This is a genomic window from Bradyrhizobium sp. USDA 4461, from assembly GCF_054055655.1.
Window position 1 is genome coordinate 1,912,499 of record NZ_JBSRXM010000001.1, and the last position, 22,402, is coordinate 1,934,900.

Below are 22,402 nucleotides of genomic sequence, written 5' to 3' on the forward strand. Positions count from 1 at the left end.
GTCCACGCTCACCCCGCCACGGTCGCCGCAGGCTCCGCCGGCTTGCCCTCGTTCTTTCCTTCCGCGAGGTTGCGCACCACCATGTAGAAGATCGGCGTGAAGACCAGGCCGAACAGCGTGACGCCGAGCATGCCGAAGAACACGGCGACGCCGACCGCCTGCCGCATCTCCGAGCCCGAGCCGGTCGACACCACCAGCGGCAGCACGCCGAGGATGAAGGCGAACGACGTCATCAGGATCGGCCGTAGCCGCAGCCGACACGCCTCGATCACCGCTTCCAGCCGTGGCCGGCCCTCGAGCTCGATGTCGCGGGCGAACTCGACGATCAGGATCGCGTTCTTCGCCGCGAGGCCCACCAGCACCACGAAGCCGATCTGGGTCAGGATGTTGACGTCCTGGCCCATGATGCGCACACCGATGGTGGCCGCGAACAGACACATCGGCACGATCAGGATCACCGCGAACGGCAAGGTCCAGCTGCCATATTGCGCGGCCAGCACCAGATAGACGAACAGCACGCAGATCGGAAACACATAGAGGCCGGCATTGGCACCGTTGACCTGCTGATAGGACAGGTCGGTCCATTCGAACGAGAAGCCGCTCGGCAGGGTGTCGTTGGCGACTTTCTTGATGGTGTTGAGCGCCGTGGTCGAGCTGACGCCCGGTGCCGGCTCACCCTGCAGTTCCGACGCCGAGTAGAGATTGTAGCGCGCGACGCGGTCCGGGCCCGAGATGTCCTTGAAGTCCACGATGCTGCCGAGCATCACCATGTCGCCATTGGCGTTACGGGTCCGCAGCCGCGAAAGGTCGGTGGTCTCCTTGCGGAACGGCAGGTCGGCCTGCGCGGTGACGTGGTAGGTGCGCCCGAACAGGTTGAAGTCGTTGACATAGGTCGAACCGAAATAGGTCTCGATCGTGTCGGTGATGTTGGCTATGGGAACGCCGAGCTTCTGCGCCTTGACGCGATCGATATCGACGAACAGCTGCGGCGTGTTCGCGGAGTACGGCGAGAACACCGATGTGAGGCTCGGCGATTTGCGCGCGGCCTGCACCAGTTCGTCGGTCGCGGCGGCCAACAGTTCGGGTCCACGCCCCTGGCGGTCCTGGACGCGGATGGTGAAGCCGCCACCGGTGCCGATGCCGGGCACGGCCGGCGGCGGAATCACGATGATGAAGGCGCCCTGGATCACCGACAGCCGCTTGCGCAGTTCGGCGGTGATCGCGTTTGCCGTCAGCCCTTTCTTCAGCCGTGCCTCCGGCTCGTCGAACACCGGGAACAGCGCCGCGGCGTTGCCTGCCTGGGTGCGCGTCGCGCCGGAGAAGCCGGCGAAGGCCGCGACGCGAACGATGCCCGGCGTATCCAGCGCGATTCGTTCGATCTCACGCACCACGGCCGTGGTCCGCGCCAGCGACGCGGCGCCCGGCAGCTGCGCCGAGATGATGACGTAGCCGCGGTCCTGCGCCGGAATGAAGCCCTGCGAGGTGGTCGCGAGCAGCCAGCCGGCGCTGCCGATCAGCGCGAGATAGATCACGACCATCACCACGGTGTGCCGGATCACGAAGTCGGCGACACCAGCATAGCCGTGGGCCAGCCGGTCGAACACGCGGTTGAACAACGCGGTAAAGCTGTCCCAGCCGCGGGCGATGATATTCCAGCGCGCCGGCGGCCGCTTGTCCTCATGCGGGACCAGGATCTGCGAGGCCAGCGCCGGCGACAGCGTCAGCGAGCAGAAGCAGGAGATCGCGGTCGCGACCGCAATGGTCACGGCGAATTGCTGGAAGAACTGGCCGGAGATGCCGCCGAGGAAGGCGGTCGGCACGAACACCGCGCACAGCACCAGCGCGATCGAAACCAGCGCGCCGCCGACCTCCTCCATGGTCTTGAGTGCGGCGTCGCGCCTACTCATGCCGTGCTCGAGATGCCGCTCGACATTCTCGACCACCACGATGGCGTCGTCGACCACGATGCCGACCGCGAGCACCAGGCCGAACAGCGTCAGATTGTTGATCGAGAAGCCGAGCGCGGCCATCACCGCGAAGGTGCCGACCAGCGACACCGGGATCGCGATGATCGGGATGATCGCAGGCCGCCAGCCCTGCAAAAACACCAGCACCACGATGACCACGAGCGCCATCGCCTCGTAGATCGTCTTGATCAGCTCATGCACCGATTGGGCGATGAACTCGGTCGGGTTGTAGCCGATGTTGTAGTCGAGCCCCTTCGGGAACGTCGCCTTCATCCGCTCCATGGTGTCGGAGATGCTCTTGGCGGTCGCAAGTGCGTTCGATCCGGGCCGTTGCGTCACCAACAGCGCTACCGCGGATTTGCGCAGCAGGAAGCTGTTGGTGGCATAGGACAGCGCGCCGAGCTCGACGCGGGCGACGTCGCGCAGCCGCACCGTGCGGCCGTCGGAGCCGGCCTTGACCACGATGTCCTCGAACTGCCTGATATCCTTGAGGCGGCCGGTGAACACGAGGTTCGGCTGGAAGGCGCGATCGGCGATCGGCGGCTCCGCGATTTGGCCGCCGGCGATCTGCAAATTCTGCGCCCGGATCGCCGCCAGCACCTCGGTCGAGGTCAGGCCGAGATTGGCGATTCTATCGGGATCGAGCCACAGCCGCATCGAGTAGTCGCGCGCGCCGAACATCTGGATGTCGCCGACGCCGTCGAGCCGCAGCAGCTGGTCGCGGACCTGCAGCAGCGCGTAGTTGGAGATGTAGAGCTGGTCGAAGGTGTCGTCGGGCGACAGCATGAACACGACCATCAGGATGTCGGGCGAGTTCTTGCGGGTGACGACGCCGTTGCGCTGCACCTCCTCGGGCAGCCGCGGCTGCGCGATGGCGACGCGGTTCTGCACCAGCACCTGCGCCTTGTCGAGGTCGGTGCCGAGCTTGAAGGTCGCCGTGATGGTGAGCTGGCCGTTCGAGGTCGCCTGGCTGTAGAGATACAGCATGTCCTCGACGCCGTTGATCTCCTGCTCGATCGGAGCCGCGACGGTGTCGGACACGGTCTGCGCCGAGGCGCCCGGATACTGCGTGGTGACGGTGACGGTCGGCGGCACGACCTGCGGATATTCCGAGACCGGCAGCGTCGGATAGGCGATCGCGCCGACGATCAGCAGCACGATCGACAGCACCATCGCGAGGATGGGCTGGTTGATGGAAAGCCTGCCGAGATTCATGGCTTGGCACCTGCCGCGGGCTTGTCGCCTGCCGCCGGCGTGGCTGCTGCCGGAGCTTTGTCACCCGCCAGGGCTTTGTCGCCCGCCGGAGCCTGCGCCATTTTCGGCGTCACCTTGGCGCCGACGCGGGCGCGCTGCAGCCCGTCGACGATCACATGGTCTTCCGGCTTGAGGCCCTCGCGGATCACGCGCAGGCCTTCATCCAGCGGCCCGAGCGTGACCGCGCGGGCTTCCACCGTGTTGTCGTCCTTGACCACGAACACGATCTTGCGCGACTGGTCGGTGGCGACAGCGGTGTCCGGGATCAGCAGCGCCTCATAGGGCGAGGAGCCGATCAGGCGGACGCGGCCGAACTGGCCGGGCAGAATCGACAGATCCTTGTTCGGAATCACCGCGCGGCTGCGCAGCGTCGCGGTCGAGACATCGAGGCGGTTGTCGAGGAAGTCCATCTTGCCTTCATGCGAGGGCTTGGTCTCGCCGGTCAGCGTCACCTGCACCGGGTTCGCGGTGTCGCGCGAGCTCGGCCGCCTTCCTTCGAACCACAGCTTGCTGTTGCGCTGGTAGGTCGCCTCGTCGACGTCGAAATAGATGTAGATCGGATCGAGCGACACGATCGAGGTCAGCAGCGTCGCGCCGCCCTCGCTGCCCTGCACGAGGTTGCCCGGGGTGACCAGGTGCCGGCTGACGCGGCCGGTGATCGGCGCCAGCACGTGGGTGAATTCGACGTTGAGCTGCGCCGCCTTCAGCGAGCCCTCGGCCTGGGTCTCGGCGGCACGCGCCGCCTGCAACGCCTGACGGCGCTGGTCGACGACTTGCTCCGAGACCGCGCTGGTCTGCACCAGGTTCAGCCCGCGCTCGAGATCGCGCTTGGCAAGCTCGCCCTTGGCGCGCGCGTCGGCGAGCTGACCCTCGGCCTGCAGCACCACCGCCTCGAACGGCCGCGGGTCGATGACGTAGAGCAGATCGCCGGCGTGGACGATCGCACCGTCCTTGAACTCGACGCTGTTGACGAAGCCGCCGACGCGGGCGCGGACTTGCACCTCCTCGATCGCCTCGAAGCGGCCGGTGAACTCGTCCCAGTCGGTGACGGTGCGCTTGACCGGCTGCGCAACGGTCACCGGCGGTGCCGGCGGCGCGGCCTGCGATTGCGTGCTCTTGTCGTCGCAGCCGCCGAGCGTCAGCGCGGCCAACAACCCGATCGGCGCGAGGCCGAGCCGGCAAGCCCTGATGAATCCCTGGCGACGAAACGAATGACGCTCGACGCCGGTCGCCGGAGCCACACGCTCCGCTTTGTCAATCGAACCCAATTCCTTCTCCCCCAGAACAACGAAAGCACGACCAAGCAGGGCTACCAAAGTCGCAATTGAAATTGCCGTGATTTTGCGCGGATGGACCACGGCGATGCCGCGGCAGCGGACGTCACAGATGTAGCCGCCATCCAGTCTGTTCAAGATGGCCGCCGGATCAAGCAAATAGTTGCGTAGTCTGAAAGCCTTACGACGCGATCGCGAAACCGTGACGACGAAAAGGGGCAGTTTGGCTGGCCTATCGAGCTGCGAGGTCGTGGACCGGTTAGCCTCAAATCAATCACAACGCGAGCGCGCTTCACAAATTCGTCACAGCGCCGCCGATTCGACTTTTGGCGCAACAACCACCAGTTCTGCAGACGGCAAGACCGGCCGAGTTCCATCACTCTACCTCCCGCTGCACGGCAGAATCGTAGTTAACGGCGCGGTTGTCATCGGGACACACATTGACACCCGGAAGTATCGCCAATACGGTCATGGTTGCCAAAGCATGAATTTTGTTGGCCGGCCGCGTTTTTCTCGAACATTCATAGGTTTTGTTGCGGCGCGAGTGTGTGAAGGCGACGACGGAAATGGCAAGCGCATTTGATCTTGCTGATGTCACGGCTCCGCGGACATCACGGTTGTGCCGTATTGCAGTCAGCTTGGCGCAAACCCCGATCGCCGATGATCAACCTCAACGTGTGAACGACATCACACGTCCTCGTATCCAACAAATGTAATTATTGACCGGCTTCCATGCCGGTCGCAGGAGTGCTCATGACGACCATACCTGCTTATACAATCGGTGGTTTAACACGTCCGGAACTTCAGCTTGATTCGACCGGTCATATCGTCCTCGATTCGGCCGCGCAGGCGTTCGCCGACACGTATGGTCTGCAATATCTCTACCTCGGCTGCCCTCCCGGCACGCCCTGGCCGCCCGTCACCGACTCGCTGTCGACACCGGTCGATGCCAATTCGGGCAACAACACCGTCGCCGAGGGCGCCCCGGTCAACACGCTCGTCAACATCACCGCGCAGGCCACCAGCAGCAGCGGCCATGCCGTCACCTATTCGCTGACCGCCGACAGCTCGAATGGCGGCTTCAAGATCGATCCGAACACCGGCGTGGTGTCGGTCGCCGATCCCACCAAGGTCAATTACGTGACCAGTCCCGGTCACGCCTACACCATCACCGTTCAGGCCAGTGACGGGATGGCGACGAGCTCGCAGAGCTTCACCATCGGCGTCACCGACGTGGCGCCGTCGACGCCGGTCGACACCAATGCGGCACCCAACAAGGTCGCGGAAGGCTCCGCCGTCGGCACGCTGGTCGGCATCACCGCATCCGCGGCCGACATGAATGCCGTGACCTATACGCTGACCGGCGACAGCTCCGGCGGCGGCTTCAAGATCGATCCCAATACCGGTGTCATCAGCGTCGCCGATCCCAGCAAGATCGACTACACGACCGCACCCGGACACGCCTACACCGTCACCGCAACAGCGAGCGACGGCACCCTGTCCAGCTCGCAGAGCTTCACCATCGCGGTGACGCTGGGGGCCGCCACGCACTTTGCGGTGAGCATCCCGGCCAATGGCGCGGCGGGCACGCCCGGCACGGTCACCGTCACCGCGCTCGATGCGTTGAACCACGTCGTCACCAACTATACGGGCACGGTTCATTTCACGTCGACCGACAGCCACGCCGTGCTGCCGGCCGACGTGACATTGACCAACGGCACCGGCAGCTTCAGCGAGACGCTCGATACCGCCGGCAGCCAGACCATCACCGCCACCGATACGGCCAACAGCGCGGTCAAAGGGACATCGAATGCCGAAATCGTGACGCCGGGCGTCGCCACACATTTTTCCGTCAGCCTTCCCGCCAACGGCACGGCCGGGACGCCGGGTTCGGTGATCGTCACCGCGCTCGATGCCTTCGGCAATGTCGCGACCGGCTATACGGGCACCGTCCACTTCACGTCGACCGACGGCAGCGCCGTGCTGCCCGCCGACATGACGCTGACCCACGGCACCGGCACCTTCAGCGACACCTTCGATACCGCCGGCCACCAGACCATCACCGCGACCGACACGGCCAACGCCGCCATCACCGGCACCTCGAATGCCGAGACCGTGACGGGCGGCGCCGCCACCCATCTCGTGGTGAGCATCGCGGCCAATGGCGCGGCGGGGACGCCGGGCACGGTCACCGTCACCGCGCTCGACGCGTTCGGCAATGTCGCCACCGGCTACACGGGCACCGTGCACTTCACCTCGACCGACGGCCATGCCGTGCTGCCGGCCAACATGACGCTGACCAACGGTGTCGGCAGCTTCAGCGAGACGTTCGAGACCGTCGGCAGCCAGACCATCACCGCGACCGACACGGTCAGCGCCGGCATTACCGGCACCTCGAACGCCGAAACCGTCGCGCCGGGCCCGGCCACGCACTTCGTGGTCACTCTTCCGGCCAGCGAAACGGCGGGTGTCGCTGGCTCGGCCACGATCACCGCGTATGATGCCTTCGGCAACATCGCCACCGGCTACGCAGGCACGGTGCACTTCACGTCAAGCGACGGTCATGCCGTGCTGCCTGCCGACATGACGCTGAGCAACGGCACCGCCACGTTCAGCGAGACCCTCGACACCGCCGGCAGCCAGACCATCACCGCGACCGACACGGTCAGCAGCGCCATCACCGGCACATCGAACCCCGAGACGGTGACGGCCGCCGCCGTCACGCATTTTGCCGTGAGCATCCCGGCCAACGGAACGGCAGGCGCGGCTGGCTCAGGCACGGTGACCGCGCTCGACGCGTTCGGCAATGTCGTCACCGGTTACACGGGAACCGTGCACTTCACGTCGAGCGACGGCGCCGCCGTGCTGCCCGCCGACATGACGTTGACCAACGGGGTCGGCAGCTTCAGCGAAACACTCGACACCGCCGGCAGCCAGACCATCACCGCGAGCGACACGGCCAACGCCGCCATCAGCGGCACCTCGAATGCCGAGACAGTGGCGGGAGCTGCCGCCACGTTTCTTGTGGTCAGCATTCCCGGCAACGGCGCTGCTGGCACGCCGGGTACGATCACCGTCACCGCGCTCGACACCTTCGGCAACGTCGCCACCGGCTACACAGGAACCGTGCACTTCACCTCGACCGACGGCCACGCGGTGCTGCCCGGCGACATGACGCTGACCAACGGCGTCGGCAGCTTCAGCGAAACGTTCGAGACCGTCGGCAGCCAGACCATCACCGCGACCGACACGGTCAGCTCGGCCATCACCGGCACCTCGAACGCCGAAACCGTCGCGCCGGGCCCGGCCACGCACTTCGTGGTCACCCTCCCGGCCGGCGGAACGGCGGGTTCCGCCGATTCGGCCACGATCACCGCGTATGACGCCTTCGGCAACGTCGCCACCGGCTATGCGGGCACGGTCCATTTCACATCGACCGACGGCCACGCCGTGCTGCCGGCCGACATGACGTTGACCAACGGCACCGCGACGTTCAGCGAGACGCTCGAGACCGCCGGCAGCCAGACCATCACCGCGACCGACACGGTCAGCTCGGCCATCACCGGCACCTCGAACGCCGAGACGGTGACCGCCGCCGCCGTCACGCATTTTGCAGTGAGCATCCCGGCAAACGGAACGGCAGGCACGGCCGGTTCGGGCACGGTGACCGCGCTCGATGCCTTCGGCAATGTCGTCACCGGCTATACCGGCACAGTCCACTTCACGTCGAGCGACGGCGCCGCCGTGCTGCCCGCCGACATGACGTTGACCAACGGGGTCGGCAGCTTCAGCGAAACCCTCGATACCGCCGGTAGCCAGACCATCACGGCGACCGACACGATCAGCGCCGCCATCACCGGCACCTCGAACGCCGAGACCGTGGCGCCGGGTGCTGCCACGCACTTCGTGGTCAGCATTCCAGCCAACGGCAGAGCGAACATCCCAGGTTCGGTTACCGTCACCGCGCTAGATGACCACGGCAACGTCGCCACCGGCTACGCAGGAACCGTGCACTTCACCTCGAGCGACGGCAGTGCCGTGCTGCCCGGCGACATGACGCTGACCAACGGCGTCGGCACCTTCAGCGAGACCTTCGAGACCGCGGGCAGCCAGACCATCACCGCGACCGACACGGTCAGCGCCGCCATTACCGGCACCTCGAACACCGAAACCGTGGCTCCTCCGGACGCACCGCCCGTCGTGACCGGCGGCCACACCCTGAACTATATCGAAGGGCAGGCCGCCACCGCGTTCGACCCGGCGCTCACGGTCACGGACTCCGACAGCCCGACGCTCGATCACGTGACTGTGCAGATCACCGGCAACTACGTCAGCGGCGAGGATGTCCTGGGCTTCGTCAACACCGCGCACATCACCGGCACATGGGACGCCGTGCACGGTGAAATGACCCTGACCGGCACCGCCGGCTCCACGGTCGCCGACTTCCAGAGCGCGCTGGATTCGATCACTTACTTCAACACCAGCAACAATCCGTCCGCGCTGGCCCGCACGGTGACCATCATCGCCAACGACGGCACGCTGGACGGCACGCCTGCGACCGACACCATCGATGTGACGCCAGTCAACAACCCGCCGGTGGTGACGTTCGGCGCGATCACCGGTTTCAGCGAACCGCCGGTCGGCACGCCTACGACGGATTCGGTCCCGGTCACGATCGCGCCCAATCTCACGATCACCGACGTCGACAGCAGCAATTTGATCAGCGCGACCTTTGTGCTGAACGATCTCAAGCCGTCGGATGCGCTCTCGATCGCAGGCCATGCCGGCACGAGCGGCGACATAGGCAACATCCACTTCGACATCTCCAGCACGGCCACCACCGAGACGGTCACCCTGACCGGTACCGACACGATCGCGCATTACAATGCCGTGCTCGACCTGGTCCAGTTCAACAACACCGGCGAGCCGCCGGACACCACCGCGCGATCCTACACCGTGACCGCAGTCGACGATGGCGGCACCGCCAACGGCGGCAACGACACCGGTTCGGCGAGTGCGAGCCAGACCGTCACCGCGATCGACGATCCGCCCACGGCGACGGTACCATCGGATTCGTCGGTCGGAACGGCATTCTCGCACACCAACCTCGCGATATCGGGGCTTTCGGTCGCCGACATCGATTCCGCGGGCGGCAATGAAACCGCAACAATCAGCTCCGGCCACGGCGCGCTGAACTTCGACACCACGGGCCTCGCGAGCTTCACCAACAACGGCAGCCACACGGTCACGCTCACCGGCACGATCGCACAGATCAATACGGCGCTGGCGACGTTGACCTACAATAGCGACGACGGCTTCACCGGGACGGACACCATCTCGCTGAACATCAACGACAACGGTCACACCGGCACCGGCGGCCCGCTCTCGTCGGGCGCGCAGAGCTTCCATGTCGGCGTCGTGCCCCAGGTGTTCTATATCGACAATTCGGCAACCACGAGCCACAACCTCGGCACCCAGGCCGACCCGTACACCTCGATCGCGGCCTTCAACGCGGCGAATCCGGCTAGCTCCGGCGACTACGTCGTGCTCGAACACGGCACCGGCACCTACAGCGAGGCCAACGGCATCAATCTCGCCAACGGCGTCAACCTGATCGGCGGCAGCCATTCCCTGCAGTTCACCAATCCGGTGACCGGCGCGGTGGTCACCGCCAATGTCGGGTCCGGCGCCGATCCGGTGATCCATGTGACCGGCGCCGACAACGGCATCGACCTGCTCGGCACGACGGGCCACACCATCACCGGCGTCAGCATCGACACCTCGGCCGGCTCCGGCATCGGCATCAGCGACGACGGCAACAATGTCGGCACCGTCACGATGTCCGACATCACGGTGAAGACCGCCAGCGGCGCCGGCCTGAGCTTCACCCATGGCGGCACCATCACCGTCACCGGCAGCAACAACACCATCACGTCCACGACCGGTACCGCGCTCGATGTCGAGCACACCAACATCGGTTCGGGCAACCTGACCTTCAAGAGCATTTCTACGACAGGCTCGTCGGGCAGTGCCGGCATCGTCCTCGATACGACGGGAACGGCCGGCGGGCTCACGATCACGGGCAACGGCACCGCCGGCTCCGGCGGCACGATCGCCAACAAGACCGGTGGCGATATCCTCTCCGGTACCGACGCCGGCGGACAGACGACATCGGGAACGGGCGGCACCGGCATCTACCTGCACAACACGTCGAACGTGTCGCTGACCGACATGTCGTTGCACGATTTCAGCAACTTCGCGATCTACGGCAATAACGTCACCGGGTTCAGCTTCGCCAACGGCACCATCAGCGGCAGCAACGGCACCAACAATGCCGGGAATCAGGAAGAGAGCAGCATCCGGTTCGACAATCTGCTCGGCACCGCCTCGATCACGGGATCCAGCATCTCCGGCGGCTTTGACGAGAACATCGATCTCTACAATACCAGCGGCACGCTGAACCGCCTGACGATGGACAACGATGCGTTCGGCCTGATCGGCTCGAGCGGCAATGATAACGTCCGCGGACAGGTCTACAACTCGGCGACCGCCAACTACACGCTGACCAACAGCACGTTCGCCGGCACGCGGGCCGACTTCATCGCATTCGTGGCGAACAACAATTCGTCGATGGACGCGGTGGTCCGCAGCAACACCTTCCACAACGGCGAGACGATCATCCCGGGCGGCGGAACTGCAGTCGATATCCGCAGCGGCTCCGGCGGCTTCGCCTCCGCCGCGACCACCACGTTCGACATCTCGCACAACATCCTGACCGACGGCGGCGCCAACGCGTTCGACACCGTTGGTATCTTCGTTGCCAAGGGCCAGGACAACGGCACCATGTCCGGCACCATCGCCAGCAATCAGATCGGGCCGGCGAAGGTGGGCTCGAATTCCGACGGCATCTTCGTCCGCGACGCCGGCGCCGGCAGCCTGACCACCCTGATCCAGAACAACACCATCACCGGCGTCGGCGATGCCGGTATCGCGCTGCAGAACAACGATGGCAGCTCGACCCTGAACGCCACACTGTACGGCAACTCGGTGTCGTCTCCGACCTCCGCCAGCCCGTTTGCCGCGCTCGACGTCGAGAACGGCGCAACGGGCAGCGACACCAGCACGACCAATGTCCTCATCGGTATGGGCGCCGGCGGCACCGGCAGCAAGAACACGCTCAACCACAGTTCCAGCTACGCCACCGATGTCGAGCTGAGCAACTTCAGCAGCAGCACCCATCTGAACCTTTCGAAGAACGGTTCGCCGTCGGGCACGCCTGCGGGCGTGATCACCGACGACAACAGCAGCACCACCGGCGGCATCACCGTCGACACCACCGGCGGTAATGGCACGACGACGTTGGTCTCCACGGTGCCGGCGCTTCCCGCGGTGGTCGCGCCACTGCTCGCCGAAGCGGGTGGCGTGCAGGCGTCGACGCCGACCACGGGCGAGATGCACCTGACGCAGGCCGAGCTCAACTCGGTGGTGTCGGCGGCGATCACCGAATGGGCCAATGCGGGCGCCAGTTCGGCACAGCTCGCCCTCCTGCATGCCGCGACCTTCAGCGTCGCCGACCTCTCCGGCCAGATTGTCGGTCAGGAAGGCGGCGGGCATATCACGATCGATACCAATGCGGCCGGCCATGGCTGGTTCATCGATCCGACCCCGGCGGACAATTTCGAGTTCACGCACGCCGTCAACGCCGCCGGCACCGATCTCCTTACCGACCCGTCGACGGCCGCGGCCGGTCATCTCGATCTCTTGACCACCGTGGTGCATGAACTCGGGCACGTGCTCGGCCTTCCCGATACCATTTCATCGTCCGACGCCAGCGATCTGATGTATATCGGCCTTGCCGACGGCGAGCGCCGGCTGCCAACGGCGACCGATGTCGCTCAGTCCAACCTGGCATTGCAGAAGGTGATGCCGACGCAGGGCACCACGACCTCGACTGTCAACCTGACCAACCACGACAGCTTCGATTTCTCGTCATTGACCCAGACATCGTCGCAGACCAACACGAGCCATCCGGGCCTGACCGCGAACACTCAGACCTTGTCCGATCTGTTCAGCGGGCAGTCGAATGCCGCGACCCCGTGGTGGGTCGGCCACGAGGCGGTGTACGCCGCGATGGGAGGCACGCCGACCGATCATCTCCAGACCCACCACGATCTGGTGATTTGATCGAACGTTGCGACGGAGCGAACGGCGCCTGCCCGAACGATCCGGCAGGCGCTACAATCGGATCGTGTCCGCACCGATCCTGTTGGCCAAGCGCCAGGTCAGCGCGACGACATTTCCGCGTCGGCCGCTCGAAAAATTGCGAAGGCAAAACAATCGTTGAGGTTGCACTTGGCGTAAAACACGCTATCGTGCACCCGGTTATTGCGTGACGCCATTTACCTTGCATTTTCATGAATTGAGTCTCTGACGAGACGGAATCGTTTGGGCGGAGGGACCGATGTCTGAACCGTATCTCTCGGAAATCAGGATGATGTCATTCATCTACGCGCCGAGAGGCTGGGCCCTTTGCAACGGCCAGGTGCTGCCGATCAATCAGAACCAGGCACTGTTCTCGCTGGTTGGCACGACCTATGGCGGAAACGGCACGACGAATTTCGCGCTGCCCGACTTGCGGGGAAAGGTACCGCTGCATATGGGCTCGGGCTTCACGCTGGGGCAGGCCGGTGGTGAAACGTCCCACACGCTGACGATTTCCGAGATGCCGCAGCACCCGCATACGTTTCAGGGCACGACCAACAATGCCGACAGCGCCGCGGTCACCGGAAATCTGATGGCGACCTCAGCCAACCTTTATACGGCCGCGGCCAATCTGACGACGCTGGACCCCAGCACCGTCGGCTACGCCGGGAGCTCGCAACCGCACGAGAACATGCAGCCCTATCTCACGCTCAGCTTCTGCATCGCCTTGCAAGGCGTCTTCCCCTCCCCGAACTGAAGGAATCGTGCCATGGGCCAGCCTTACATCGGCGAGATTCGTATGTTCGGCGGAAATTTTGCGCCGAACGGCTGGATGTTCTGCCTGGGACAAACCCTGGCGATCTCCCAGTACGAGACATTGTACAACCTGATCGGAACCACATATGGCGGCGACGGCCAGGAAACCTTCGATCTGCCGAACCTGCAAGGCCGCCTGCCGCTGCACCAAGGCAGCACCTTCAGCCTGGGCCAGATCGGCGGCGTCGAGCAGGTGACGCTGACCACACAGCAACTGCCGACCCACTCGCACCCGATGGCGGCATCCCTGAACCCCGCGACCGGCAGCACCGTGACCGGCAATGTCGTGGGTGCCGTGGGAGCGACCCAGATTTACCGCGAGGTCGCGGCCGCATCGCTGATGGCGAATCAGGCCTGCACGTTCATGGGCGGCAACCAACCGCACAACAACATGCAGCCTTACCTCTGCATCAATTTCATCATCTCGTTGTACGGCATTTATCCGAGCCAAAACTAGGACGGGACCAATGTCTGATCAATTCGTAGCGGAGATCCGCATTTTCCCGTTCAACTTCGCACCGGTGGGATGGGCGATATGCAACGGCCAATTGATGCCGATCTCGCAGAACACCGCGCTTTTCTCGCTGCTCGGCACCACCTATGGCGGTGACGGCAAGAGCACCTTTGCGTTGCCCGACCTGCAAGGCAGCGCACCGATGAATCCGGGGCAAAGTTTCGGGAGCTTGTATTATCTCGGACAGGCGGGCGGCACGACGACGGTGACGCTGCTGCAAACCGAGATGGCCCAGCACAACCACGGGGTTCTCGGCAACATCAATCAGTCCGAGCTCGCCACGCCCAGCCCGACGCGATCGCTGGCGCGTGCAAACCCGGGTCAGGCGTATAGCGACACGCCGACCAATATCTCGCAGTTCTCGGCCACCAGCTCGATCTTGCCGACCGGCGGCAGCCAACCCCACAACAACCTGATGCCCTACCTCACCTTGAACTTCTGCATCGCGTTGCGGGGAATTTTCCCGCCGCGCAGCTGAACCGGCCATGACGAATGGTTTGAGCACCGATACGGCCGCCGCGGCGTTCGGATGGATACGCGCCGCGGAGGCCGGCCTCACGTTCCGTCGGATCACGGATGCCGACCTGCCCTTCCTGGCACGGCTCTACGCCTCGACCCGCGCCGAGGAGCTGGCGGTGACGCCATGGAGCGCGGAGCAGAAAGCCGCGTTCCTCGCCATGCAGTTCCAGGCGCAGCACGCGCATTACCAGCGATACTATCCGACCGCCGACTGGCTGGTGGCAATGCGTGGCGGCGAGGACATCGGGCGCCTTTATGTTGACCGCTGGCCGAGCGAGCATTGCGTCATCGATATCGCCCTCCTGCCGGAGCATCGCGGCTCGGGTCTCGGCAGCGCGCTGATGCGCGACCTGCTCGATGAGGCCGCCGCGGCCGGCAAGGCCATGTCAATCCATGTCGAGAAGTTCAATCCCGCGATGCGGCTTTATCGCCGACTCGGCTTCGTCACCGAGGAAGACAAGGGCGTCTACGACCTGATGCGCTGGCGCGCGGCGGAAACGTCCGGCCATCAGGTGAAAATCGCCTGATAGCCGTTGCCGTCGGCGAGCGGCCCGATCGGTACCAGGAACATCTCGATCACGCCTAATGCCGGATGCCGCACCGCATAGATCGCCTGCGGCAACCACGCGCCCTTCGGTCCGGCAAACAGCAGCGAGAACGCACCGCCCGGCCGGCCGCTGTTTCCGGCGGGCTCGACCTTGGCGAGCTTCAGCACCACGACGCGATCCGCCGCCTGCATCTCGAACTCCATGTCCTGATGCGGCGTGAAGTCATCAATTTGCAATTTCGCGAGGTCGACGGTCGATGTCATGCGATGCCCCTGTTGATCCCGAAGCTGTAGCACGCCGCACGCGACGCCGCTCGACAAAATGACCCGAAGGGTAACTCGGATGTAAGCGCCCCGCCTCTTCCCTCCATCGTTCCCGCCGCGCAGTTGCGCACCGGGGACTGATACGAACTCTTGCCAAATGCACCTGGATGGTCGTGAGATGCTGCGTGCAGGCAAAGCCGGGAGATTGCGATGGACGATCACACCATGCGCATGGCGCTGGAGCGCCATTGGGACGCTTCGGACGCGAGCGATTTCGAGCGCGAGCATGAAATCTACGCCGCGGATGCCGTGCTCGACTATCCGCAATCGGGCGAGCGGATCCGAGGTCGGCGCAGCATCCAGGAGAGCCGAACGGTTCAGCCGAACAAGAAACGCTTCACGATCCGGCGCATGATTGGCGGCGGCGATCTCTGGATCACCGAGTTCGTGCTGACCTACGACGGCGTTCCGTTGCACACGGTGAGCATCATGGAATTCCGCGACGGACAGGTGGTCCACGAAACGCAGTATTTCGCGGACCGGTTTGAGCCTTCGCCCTCGCGCGCTCATCTCGTCGAACTCATCGGCACAACCTAGTTCCGCGCAAGCGCGACCATCCGATCGGAGCGTCGTCGACTGCGCCGAGACGTTGTCTGCTCGTCTTTACGGGCCACGCCTGTTGGCGCGGTCCGCAAATGCATTGGCATGTCTGCCGAGCGTTACCACGATTTTAGCTACCTTTCCCTCGAATTAATGTCTCGGACAGGCGCCCGTAATGCGGCAGCGATAGGTTTCTAGCATCGGTATGGGGCAGCCAATTTCAGGAGAAACATCATGCCAAAGGACAACAACACTCAACAGCGCAGACCCCTGTCGGCCCGGCGCGTCGCAATGCTTGGCTCCGTTGCGATGATCGGTGCGACCATCGCCCTGGCTGGGCCGCTGGGACATTACCAATTTGTCGAGCAAGCCTTCGCCGCAACTCCGACGTCGCAGACGCAAGGCCCGGCAGGCTTCGCCGACCTGGTCGCGAAGGTCAAGCCCGCCGTCATTTCGGTACGCGTGAAGCTGGACGAAGAGAGCAACGCCAACACATCCGGTCCGGACGTAGAGAACCTCCCTCCGTCCCTGCAAGGCACGCCCTTCGAAAAATTCTTCCGCCAGTTCGGCGACGGCATGCAGGGCGGCAAGCTGCAGCGCCATCAGGTCATCACCGGCGTCGGCTCCGGGTTCTTCATCTCCGCCGACGGCTATGCCGTGACCAACAACCATGTCGTCGATCATGCAAGGTCCGTGCAGGTCACGACGGATGACGGCACGATCTATACCGCGAAGGTGATCGGCACCGATCCGAAGACGGATCTCGCGCTCATCAAGGTCGATGGCAAGACGGACTTCAGCTATGCCAACCTCGAAAATCAGGTTCCGCGCGTCGGCGACTGGGTCGTGGCGGTCGGCAATCCCTACGGCCTCGGCGGCACAGTGACCGCCGGCATCATCTCGGCCGAAGGACGCGATATCGGTTCCGGGCCCTACGACAACTACATCCAGATCGACGCGCCGATCAACAAAGGCAACTCGGGAGGGCCGACATTCGACACCAATGGCAATGTCATCGGCGTCAATACCGCGATCTATTCGCCGTCCGGCGGCTCAGTCGGCATCGGCTTCGACGTGCCGGCGACGACCGTGAAGATGATCGTCGCCCAGCTCAAGGAACACGGCACGGTGACGCGCGGCTGGCTCGGCGTGCAGGTGCAGCCGGTCACGAGCGGCATCGCCGAAAGCCTCGGCCTGAAGCAGGCCCAGGGTGCACTGGTCGACGAGGCCCAGGCGGACACGCCGGCGGCACAGGCCGGAATCCGGCCGGGCGACGTCATCACATCGGTCAACGGCAACGCGATCAAGGACACGGGCACACTCGCGCGAGAGATTTCAGCGATGGCTCCGGGCAGCTCGGCGAAGCTCGACATCGTTCGCAAGGGTGAGACGAAGACGTTCACGGTGACGCTCGCCAAGATGCCGAACGAGACAAGGAAAGTGGCCCAGGCCGACGAGTCCGAGCAAGGCTCGAAGGGCATTCCTCACCTCGGTCTGGCGGTTGCCCCGGCAGGCGATGTCGGCGGCGCCGGCAACAAGGGTGTCGTGGTCACGGCGATCGAGCCGGATGGTCCGGCCGCCGAGCACGGACTGCAGTCCGGCGATATCATCCTCGACGTGGCCGGCAAGAGCGTCAGTTCTGCGGCGGACCTGCGCAACGCGCTCTCGGATGCGAAGTCCGAAGGCAAGCATGATGTCCTGATGCACGTAAAGACGTCGGACAACACCCACTTCGTCGCCATGCCGATCGGTTAGGCATGACACTGAGCTGCCGTCGCGTGTTGTCCAGGCGCGACGGCGGGGCTCGTTGTCAGGTACGCCGCAGCAGCCAGCGCGGCGCGCTTATGCGTTCAACCACTCACCGCACGGGCAAGCAATGAAGATATCCCATTTGCGCACGATCGGAATCGTCTGTGCAGCATCGACCGCCCTCGCCGGCCTGGCACTTGCGTCAGAAATCGCCGCCGGCCCTTCCAGGGCCGACCTCGCCCTTCTCGCGAGTGTGATCCAGCTCGTGCAGCAGGACTACGTGCATCCGGTCGACTCGGGCGAGCTTACCGATGCGGCGTTGAAAGGAATGCTGTCGCGTCTCGACCCGCACTCCTCCTACATGACCGAACCGGAATTCCGCGAGGCCCGAGAGGACATGAGCGGAAAGTTCGGCGGCGTCGGCCTCAAGATCATGGAGCACGACGGGTTACCGACCGTTCTTTCGCCGATCGACGATACGCCGGGTGCCGGTGCCGGCTTGCAGCCGGGCGACGCGATCGTTTCGGTCGACGGCCAAAGCACACGCGGCGTGGACCTGATGGAGGTGATCAGGAAAATTCGCGGGCAGCCGGGGACGATCGTGAGATTGACACTCCAGCGCGGCGACCAGCCGCGCTTCGAGGTGCCGCTCACCCGGCAAGTCATCGAAGTCCACAGCGTCAAATCCCGGCTCGAGGCGAACGGCATCGGCTATCTGCGGGTCAGCGAATTCGGCGAGCAGACACCGACCGAACTGCACCAGGCAATCTCGACGCTGACGCGCGAAGCGGGCGGCAAGTTGGCCGGCCTTGTCCTCGACCTGAGAAACGATCCCGGAGGCCTGCTCTCCGCAGCGGTTGATGTGTCCAGCGATTTCCTCAACGGCGGCACCGTCGTCTCGGTCCGCGGACGCAACGGAAACGACGACCAATCGTTCACGGCTCCTGCAACGGGTGCCTTGCTGCCGGACACTCCGATGGTCGTTCTCGTCAACGGCGCCTCCGCATCGGCGTCCGAAATCGTCGCGGGCGCATTGCAGGATCGCCATCGCGCTACCGTGATGGGGACGCAGAGCTTCGGCAAGGGATCCGTCCAGACCATCATCCCGATCAAGGATCATGGTGCCTTGCGACTGACCAGCGCGCTCTACTACACCCCCTCGGGCCGCTCGATTCAGGGCGACGGGATTACACCCGACGTCATCGTCAAGGCGGCCAAGGACGAACAAGTTGCGAACTCCCTGGTTTGGCGCGAAGCCCAACTCCACGGCGCGTTCGCCAATCCCGGGATGCGGCCAAATCCCGGCGCAACGCCGGATACCAACGGCGCACCTTCAGAAGCAGCTTCACCGCCCATCAAGGAGCAGTTGATCGGGACGGACCGGGACACCCAGCTCAAGGCAGCACTGAACCATCTCGAACACTTGCCGGCCGGAAATCCCGCCGTCATCCGCACGAGTGTCCCGGGATGATGGTTTTGTGCGGCGCAGGATAGGCGGACGTGATTCAGGACGGGTTGGCTACAAACGACCAGGCAGCAGCCCATCCGGCCCGGAGAGGTTCACAATGACGGACGAAATATCCGGCTTGATCCGCAGGTCATGGCGCGTGCTGGCCGGCTGGATGAGCCTGATCGGCGCATCGCTGATCGGGTTCCTGCTCACTGAAGGCACATCGTATCACCACCTCGCGACAGGCATTCTGCTCTGCTCGTCGACGCTGTCCATCCTCTTGGTTCTGTTTGACGGTGCATGGCGGTTGTTCGTCGGCAACGAGCGATAAGCTCTGCCCCCAGGCGAGCGATTTCGTATCGCCAGCCGGAATCCACCGCCCGGACGCGGTGCTCGATGGTCGGCTGCACCGATGCAACGGCGAACGCCGCGACGGCTACATGCCGTGGCTCTCGAACACCTTCTTGCAACTTCGGCTCAGGCTATCGCGATTGGTCTGAAGGCAGTTCTGCACGGCGCCGTCATTGCCGAGGTCCTTGCGGCAGAAACGCTGTGCATCGCGCGAGCACGCGGATTGTTCCGACTTGGTGCCGGCGTGCTGGGCCACTGCGGCACCGCTGTTCATCACGGCGACGGCACAAATTACCGCAATCGAAGAATAGCGCATCGTGAATTCCTCCCGCTGCCCAACGGCGGCGGCGGCGCTTCGTTCCTGGGGAACCCTCGATTCGACGGCAATCTACGGCGCCAGATACCGCAGCAATTCCGGATCGTTGCGCACCTCGCTTGCGCCGCCCTGGAGCGCGACGCGGCCCCGGTCCAGCACATAGGCGTAGTCGGCGACGCGCAGCGCGAGGTCGAGATGCTGCTCGACGATCACGACCGAGATGCTCTTGGCAAGCTCGATCAGCCGCTCGGTGATCTCCTCGATCACGCCGATCCAGACCCCCTCGGTCGGCTCGTCCAGCAGCAGCAGCTTTGGATTGCCGAGCATGGCGCGGCTGATCGCCAGCATCTTGCGCTCGCCGCCGGACAGCGTGCCGGCCGGCTGGTCGAGGCGCTGGCCGAGCTTCGGGAAGATCTCCATCACGCGATCGACCGCACCGGCGTCCGAATTGACCAGCGAGCCGACCGCAAGGTTGTCGCGCACCGACAGGCGGGCGAACACCGAATGCTCCTGCGGCACATAGCCGATGCCGGAGCGCACCCGTTCCTCGGTGCGGCGCCGGGTGATGTCGCGACCGTCGAAGAACAGCTCGCCCTGCGAGCTTGCGAGCTCACCGACGATGGTCTTCATCAGCGTGGTCTTGCCGGCACCGTTGCGGCCGAGCACGGCAACGCCGCCGCGCCAGGGAATGCCGATGTTGACATCGAACAGGACCTGGCTGCGGCCATAACCGGCATCGAGATGCCTGATATCGAGGAAGGTTTGCTCAGGCACGGCGAAGATAAATCTCCTGGACGTTTCTGTTGGCCTGGATTTCCGCGACCGTCCCCGACGCCAGCACCTTGCCCTGGTCGAGCACGGTGAGGCGGTCGCAGATGTCGCGGATGAAATCGAGATCATGTTCGACGATGACGAGCGAGCAATGCTCTTTGATCGGCTGCAACAATTCGCCGGTGACGCGGCGCTCCTCGAGGCTCATGCCGCCGGTCGGCTCGTCCAGCAGCAGAAGCCGCGGCTTCCCGGCCAGCGCCATCGCGATCTCGAGCCATTGCTGCTGGCCGTGCGACAGCGCCGCCGCCGCGTCATGCGCCCGATCGGCGAGGCGGAACTGGGTCAGCATCGTCATCACCTGATCGTGCAATTTCTTGCGGGTGCGCGACAGCACGAGGTCGAACAGCGAGCAGTGCGCCTGCAACGCCAGCAGGATGTTGTCGTACAGCGTCAGCGTCGGCAGCACCGAGGTGATCTGGAATTTCAGGCTCATGCCGGCGCGGGCGCGCTCGGTCGGCGTGAACGCCGTGATGTCGGTGTTGACGAAGGAGACCTTGCCTGTCGTGGGGACTTCTGCGCCGGCGACGCATTTCATCAGCGTGCTCTTGCCCGAGCCGTTGGGGCCGATCAGGCCGTGAAACTCGTTCTCGCCGACAGTCAGCGCCGCACCGTCGAGCGCGGTGAGCTTGCCGAACACCTTGCTGATCCCTGAGGCCTCAAGGAGCGGCATTGCCGGTCTCCTTTTTTGGTGCTTTGCCGAAGCTGCCGACCCGCTCGCGCTCGCCGAGCACGAAGGAGATCAGCCCGAGCGGACGGAACATGATCACGAGCAAAAGCAGCACGCCGAGAATGATCGGCCAGATGTCGCGGTAATTGTCCGACAGCCAGAACGAGACGCCCTCGATGATCACGGTGCCGATCACGGCGCCGATCAGCGTGCCGGAGCCGCCGAACAGGACGTAGAGCACGACCTGGGTCGAGAACACGACGCCCAGCATGTTGGGCCAGACGAAGCCTTCGTGGAAGGCATAGAGGCTGCCGGCAAGACCGGCGATGGTGCCGCCGATCGCGAAGATGATCGCCTTCAGATGCTGCGCCTTGTAGCCGAAGAAGGCGATGCGCTGCTCGTTCTCGCGCAAGCCCGCGAGCGCCAGGCCGAATTGCGAGCGGACCAGGAAGCGGCACAGCAGGTAGACCACCACGAGGATACCGAGCACCATGTAATAGTAGATCGGCCCTTCCTCGAGCTCGTAGCTGCCGAGGGTGAGCGGCGGGATCGACGGGATGCCGTTCTGGCCGCCGAGATAGTACCAGCCCCGCGCCAGCCGATCCGCGGCATAGGATCCGGTGAGCGTGCCGAGCGAGACGAAGATCACGCTGGAGGGATAGCGCCCGAGCAGCAGGAAGCCGCCGAGCAGCAGCGCCGCGGCAAGGCCGATCAAGGTGCCGGCGGGCAGGATCAAGAGGATCGAGGTGACGTTGAGATCGCGCGCCAGCAGCGCCACGCCGTAGCCGGCGGCGCCGAAGAACAGCGCCTGGCCGAAGCTCATGATGCCGGCATAACCCCACACCAGGTCGAACGACAGCGCGAACAGCGCGAGGATCACTACGCGGGTCGCGAACACCGTCAGATAGTCCTGCAGAACCCATGGCAGGACCAGTGCGATCAAGAGCACCAGTCCTTCCACGATCGGCAGGACCTTCCATCCTGCCGATGCCTGTCCCGCCGGCGCGCTTGCGGCCGGTGTACCCTCACCCGTCACGACATCCTCGCTGATGCGTGCGACGGCCTCTCTTGCTCCACTCAT

Annotated in this window: 16 protein-coding genes; 9 read left to right on the top strand and 7 right to left on the bottom strand. The window is 64.5% G+C overall.

What is annotated here, in order from left to right:
- Window positions 1-8 precede the first annotated feature (8 nt).
- Both ACVINW_RS09025 and ACVINW_RS09030 read right to left on the bottom strand, forming a co-directional pair.
- Window positions 9-3,182: an efflux RND transporter permease subunit gene (locus ACVINW_RS09025; protein ID WP_456750961.1), complete on the bottom strand. Its 3,174-nt coding sequence runs from the start codon at window positions 3,180-3,182 to the stop codon at window positions 9-11.
- A complete protein-coding gene (locus tag ACVINW_RS09030) occupies window positions 3,179-4,411 on the bottom strand; it encodes an efflux RND transporter periplasmic adaptor subunit (RefSeq protein WP_456756349.1) in 1,233 nt (410 codons plus the stop codon). The genes ACVINW_RS09025 and ACVINW_RS09030 overlap by 4 nt, the downstream gene beginning before the upstream one ends.
- An 837-nt stretch (window positions 4,412-5,248) precedes the next feature.
- On the opposite strand from ACVINW_RS09030, the gene ACVINW_RS09035 reads away from it, so the two are divergent.
- The 5 genes from ACVINW_RS09035 to ACVINW_RS09055 all read left to right on the top strand — a co-directional run bounded on the left by ACVINW_RS09035 (window position 5,249) and on the right by ACVINW_RS09055 (window position 15,073).
- Window positions 5,249-12,679, top strand: a complete 7,431-nt coding sequence (locus ACVINW_RS09035) for a hypothetical protein (protein ID WP_456750962.1) — start codon at window positions 5,249-5,251, stop codon at window positions 12,677-12,679.
- 277 nt (window positions 12,680-12,956) lie between these two features.
- Complete coding sequence (locus ACVINW_RS09040) at window positions 12,957-13,454, top strand: phage tail protein (protein WP_456750963.1); 498 nt, start codon at window positions 12,957-12,959, stop codon at window positions 13,452-13,454.
- Window positions 13,455-13,466: 12 nt separating this feature from the next.
- Window positions 13,467-13,970, top strand: a complete 504-nt coding sequence (locus ACVINW_RS09045) for a phage tail protein (protein WP_456750964.1) — start codon at window positions 13,467-13,469, stop codon at window positions 13,968-13,970.
- Between the two features lie 10 nt (window positions 13,971-13,980).
- On the top strand, window positions 13,981-14,505 hold the full coding sequence (locus ACVINW_RS09050) for a phage tail protein (RefSeq protein ID WP_456750965.1): 525 nt from the start codon (window positions 13,981-13,983) through the stop codon (window positions 14,503-14,505).
- A 7-nt stretch (window positions 14,506-14,512) separates the two neighbouring features.
- The gene (locus ACVINW_RS09055; protein ID WP_456750966.1) at window positions 14,513-15,073 is read left to right on the top strand and encodes an N-acetyltransferase family protein; all 561 of its coding nucleotides are present in this window, start codon (window positions 14,513-14,515) and stop codon (window positions 15,071-15,073) included.
- On the opposite strand, the gene ACVINW_RS09060 is transcribed toward ACVINW_RS09055, so the two are convergent.
- Entirely contained in the window at window positions 15,055-15,357 is a 303-nt protein-coding gene (locus ACVINW_RS09060; RefSeq protein WP_456750967.1) for a DUF6916 family protein, read from the bottom strand. The genes ACVINW_RS09055 and ACVINW_RS09060 overlap by 19 nt on opposite strands.
- A gap of 210 nt (window positions 15,358-15,567) precedes the next feature.
- Here ACVINW_RS09060 and ACVINW_RS09065 point away from each other — a divergent pair, with 210 nt between their 5' ends.
- From ACVINW_RS09065 to ACVINW_RS09080, 4 genes are all read left to right on the top strand, one after another.
- On the top strand, window positions 15,568-15,954 hold the full coding sequence (locus ACVINW_RS09065; protein ID WP_456750968.1) for a nuclear transport factor 2 family protein: 387 nt from the start codon (window positions 15,568-15,570) through the stop codon (window positions 15,952-15,954).
- 237 nt (window positions 15,955-16,191) lie between these two features.
- Window positions 16,192-17,712, top strand: coding sequence for a Do family serine endopeptidase (locus tag ACVINW_RS09070; protein ID WP_456750969.1), 1,521 nt, complete (start codon window positions 16,192-16,194; stop codon window positions 17,710-17,712).
- Between the two features lie 121 nt (window positions 17,713-17,833).
- Entirely contained in the window at window positions 17,834-19,177 is a 1,344-nt protein-coding gene (locus ACVINW_RS09075) for a S41 family peptidase (RefSeq protein WP_456750970.1), read from the top strand.
- 94 nt (window positions 19,178-19,271) lie between these two features.
- A complete protein-coding gene (locus tag ACVINW_RS09080; RefSeq protein ID WP_456750971.1) occupies window positions 19,272-19,487 on the top strand; it encodes a hypothetical protein in 216 nt (71 codons plus the stop codon).
- Window positions 19,488-19,592: 105 nt separating this feature from the next.
- On the opposite strand, the gene ACVINW_RS09085 is transcribed toward ACVINW_RS09080, so the two are convergent.
- From ACVINW_RS09085 to ACVINW_RS09100, 4 genes are all read right to left on the bottom strand, one after another.
- Window positions 19,593-19,781: a cysteine rich repeat-containing protein gene (locus ACVINW_RS09085; RefSeq protein WP_456756350.1), complete on the bottom strand. Its 189-nt coding sequence runs from the start codon at window positions 19,779-19,781 to the stop codon at window positions 19,593-19,595.
- A gap of 114 nt (window positions 19,782-19,895) precedes the next feature.
- Window positions 19,896-20,597 carry a branched-chain amino acid ABC transporter ATP-binding protein gene (locus tag ACVINW_RS09090; protein ID WP_456750972.1) on the bottom strand — a complete coding sequence of 234 codons (702 nt, stop codon included), beginning with the start codon at window positions 20,595-20,597 and terminating at the stop codon, window positions 19,896-19,898.
- Window positions 20,590-21,324, bottom strand: a complete 735-nt coding sequence (locus tag ACVINW_RS09095; RefSeq protein WP_456750973.1) for an ABC transporter ATP-binding protein — start codon at window positions 21,322-21,324, stop codon at window positions 20,590-20,592. The genes ACVINW_RS09090 and ACVINW_RS09095 overlap by 8 nt, the downstream gene beginning before the upstream one ends.
- The gene (locus ACVINW_RS09100) at window positions 21,311-22,402 is read right to left on the bottom strand and encodes a branched-chain amino acid ABC transporter permease (protein WP_456750974.1); all 1,092 of its coding nucleotides are present in this window, start codon (window positions 22,400-22,402) and stop codon (window positions 21,311-21,313) included. Before ACVINW_RS09100 ends, ACVINW_RS09095 begins: the two co-directional genes overlap by 14 nt.

Bases quoted from the DNA above. Each gene is read 5' to 3' on its own strand.
- ACVINW_RS09025 (WP_456750961.1), bottom strand. From the start codon at position 3,182: ATGAATCTCGGCAGGCTTTCCATCAACCAGCCCATCCTCGCGATGGTG.
- ACVINW_RS09035 (WP_456750962.1), top strand. From the start codon at position 5,249: ATGACGACCATACCTGCTTATACAATCGGTGGTTTAACACGTCCGGAA.
- ACVINW_RS09040 (WP_456750963.1), top strand. From the start codon at position 12,957: ATGTCTGAACCGTATCTCTCGGAAATCAGGATGATGTCATTCATCTAC.
- ACVINW_RS09045 (WP_456750964.1), top strand. From the start codon at position 13,467: ATGGGCCAGCCTTACATCGGCGAGATTCGTATGTTCGGCGGAAATTTT.
- ACVINW_RS09050 (WP_456750965.1), top strand. From the start codon at position 13,981: ATGTCTGATCAATTCGTAGCGGAGATCCGCATTTTCCCGTTCAACTTC.
- ACVINW_RS09055 (WP_456750966.1), top strand. From the start codon at position 14,513: ATGACGAATGGTTTGAGCACCGATACGGCCGCCGCGGCGTTCGGATGG.
- ACVINW_RS09060 (WP_456750967.1), bottom strand. From the start codon at position 15,357: ATGACATCGACCGTCGACCTCGCGAAATTGCAAATTGATGACTTCACG.
- ACVINW_RS09065 (WP_456750968.1), top strand. From the start codon at position 15,568: ATGGACGATCACACCATGCGCATGGCGCTGGAGCGCCATTGGGACGCT.
- ACVINW_RS09070 (WP_456750969.1), top strand. From the start codon at position 16,192: ATGCCAAAGGACAACAACACTCAACAGCGCAGACCCCTGTCGGCCCGG.
- ACVINW_RS09075 (WP_456750970.1), top strand. From the start codon at position 17,834: ATGAAGATATCCCATTTGCGCACGATCGGAATCGTCTGTGCAGCATCG.
- ACVINW_RS09080 (WP_456750971.1), top strand. From the start codon at position 19,272: ATGACGGACGAAATATCCGGCTTGATCCGCAGGTCATGGCGCGTGCTG.
- ACVINW_RS09085 (WP_456756350.1), bottom strand. From the start codon at position 19,781: ATGAACAGCGGTGCCGCAGTGGCCCAGCACGCCGGCACCAAGTCGGAA.
- ACVINW_RS09095 (WP_456750973.1), bottom strand. From the start codon at position 21,324: ATGCCGCTCCTTGAGGCCTCAGGGATCAGCAAGGTGTTCGGCAAGCTC.
- ACVINW_RS09100 (WP_456750974.1), bottom strand. From the start codon at position 22,402: ATGAGTGGAGCAAGAGAGGCCGTCGCACGCATCAGCGAGGATGTCGTG.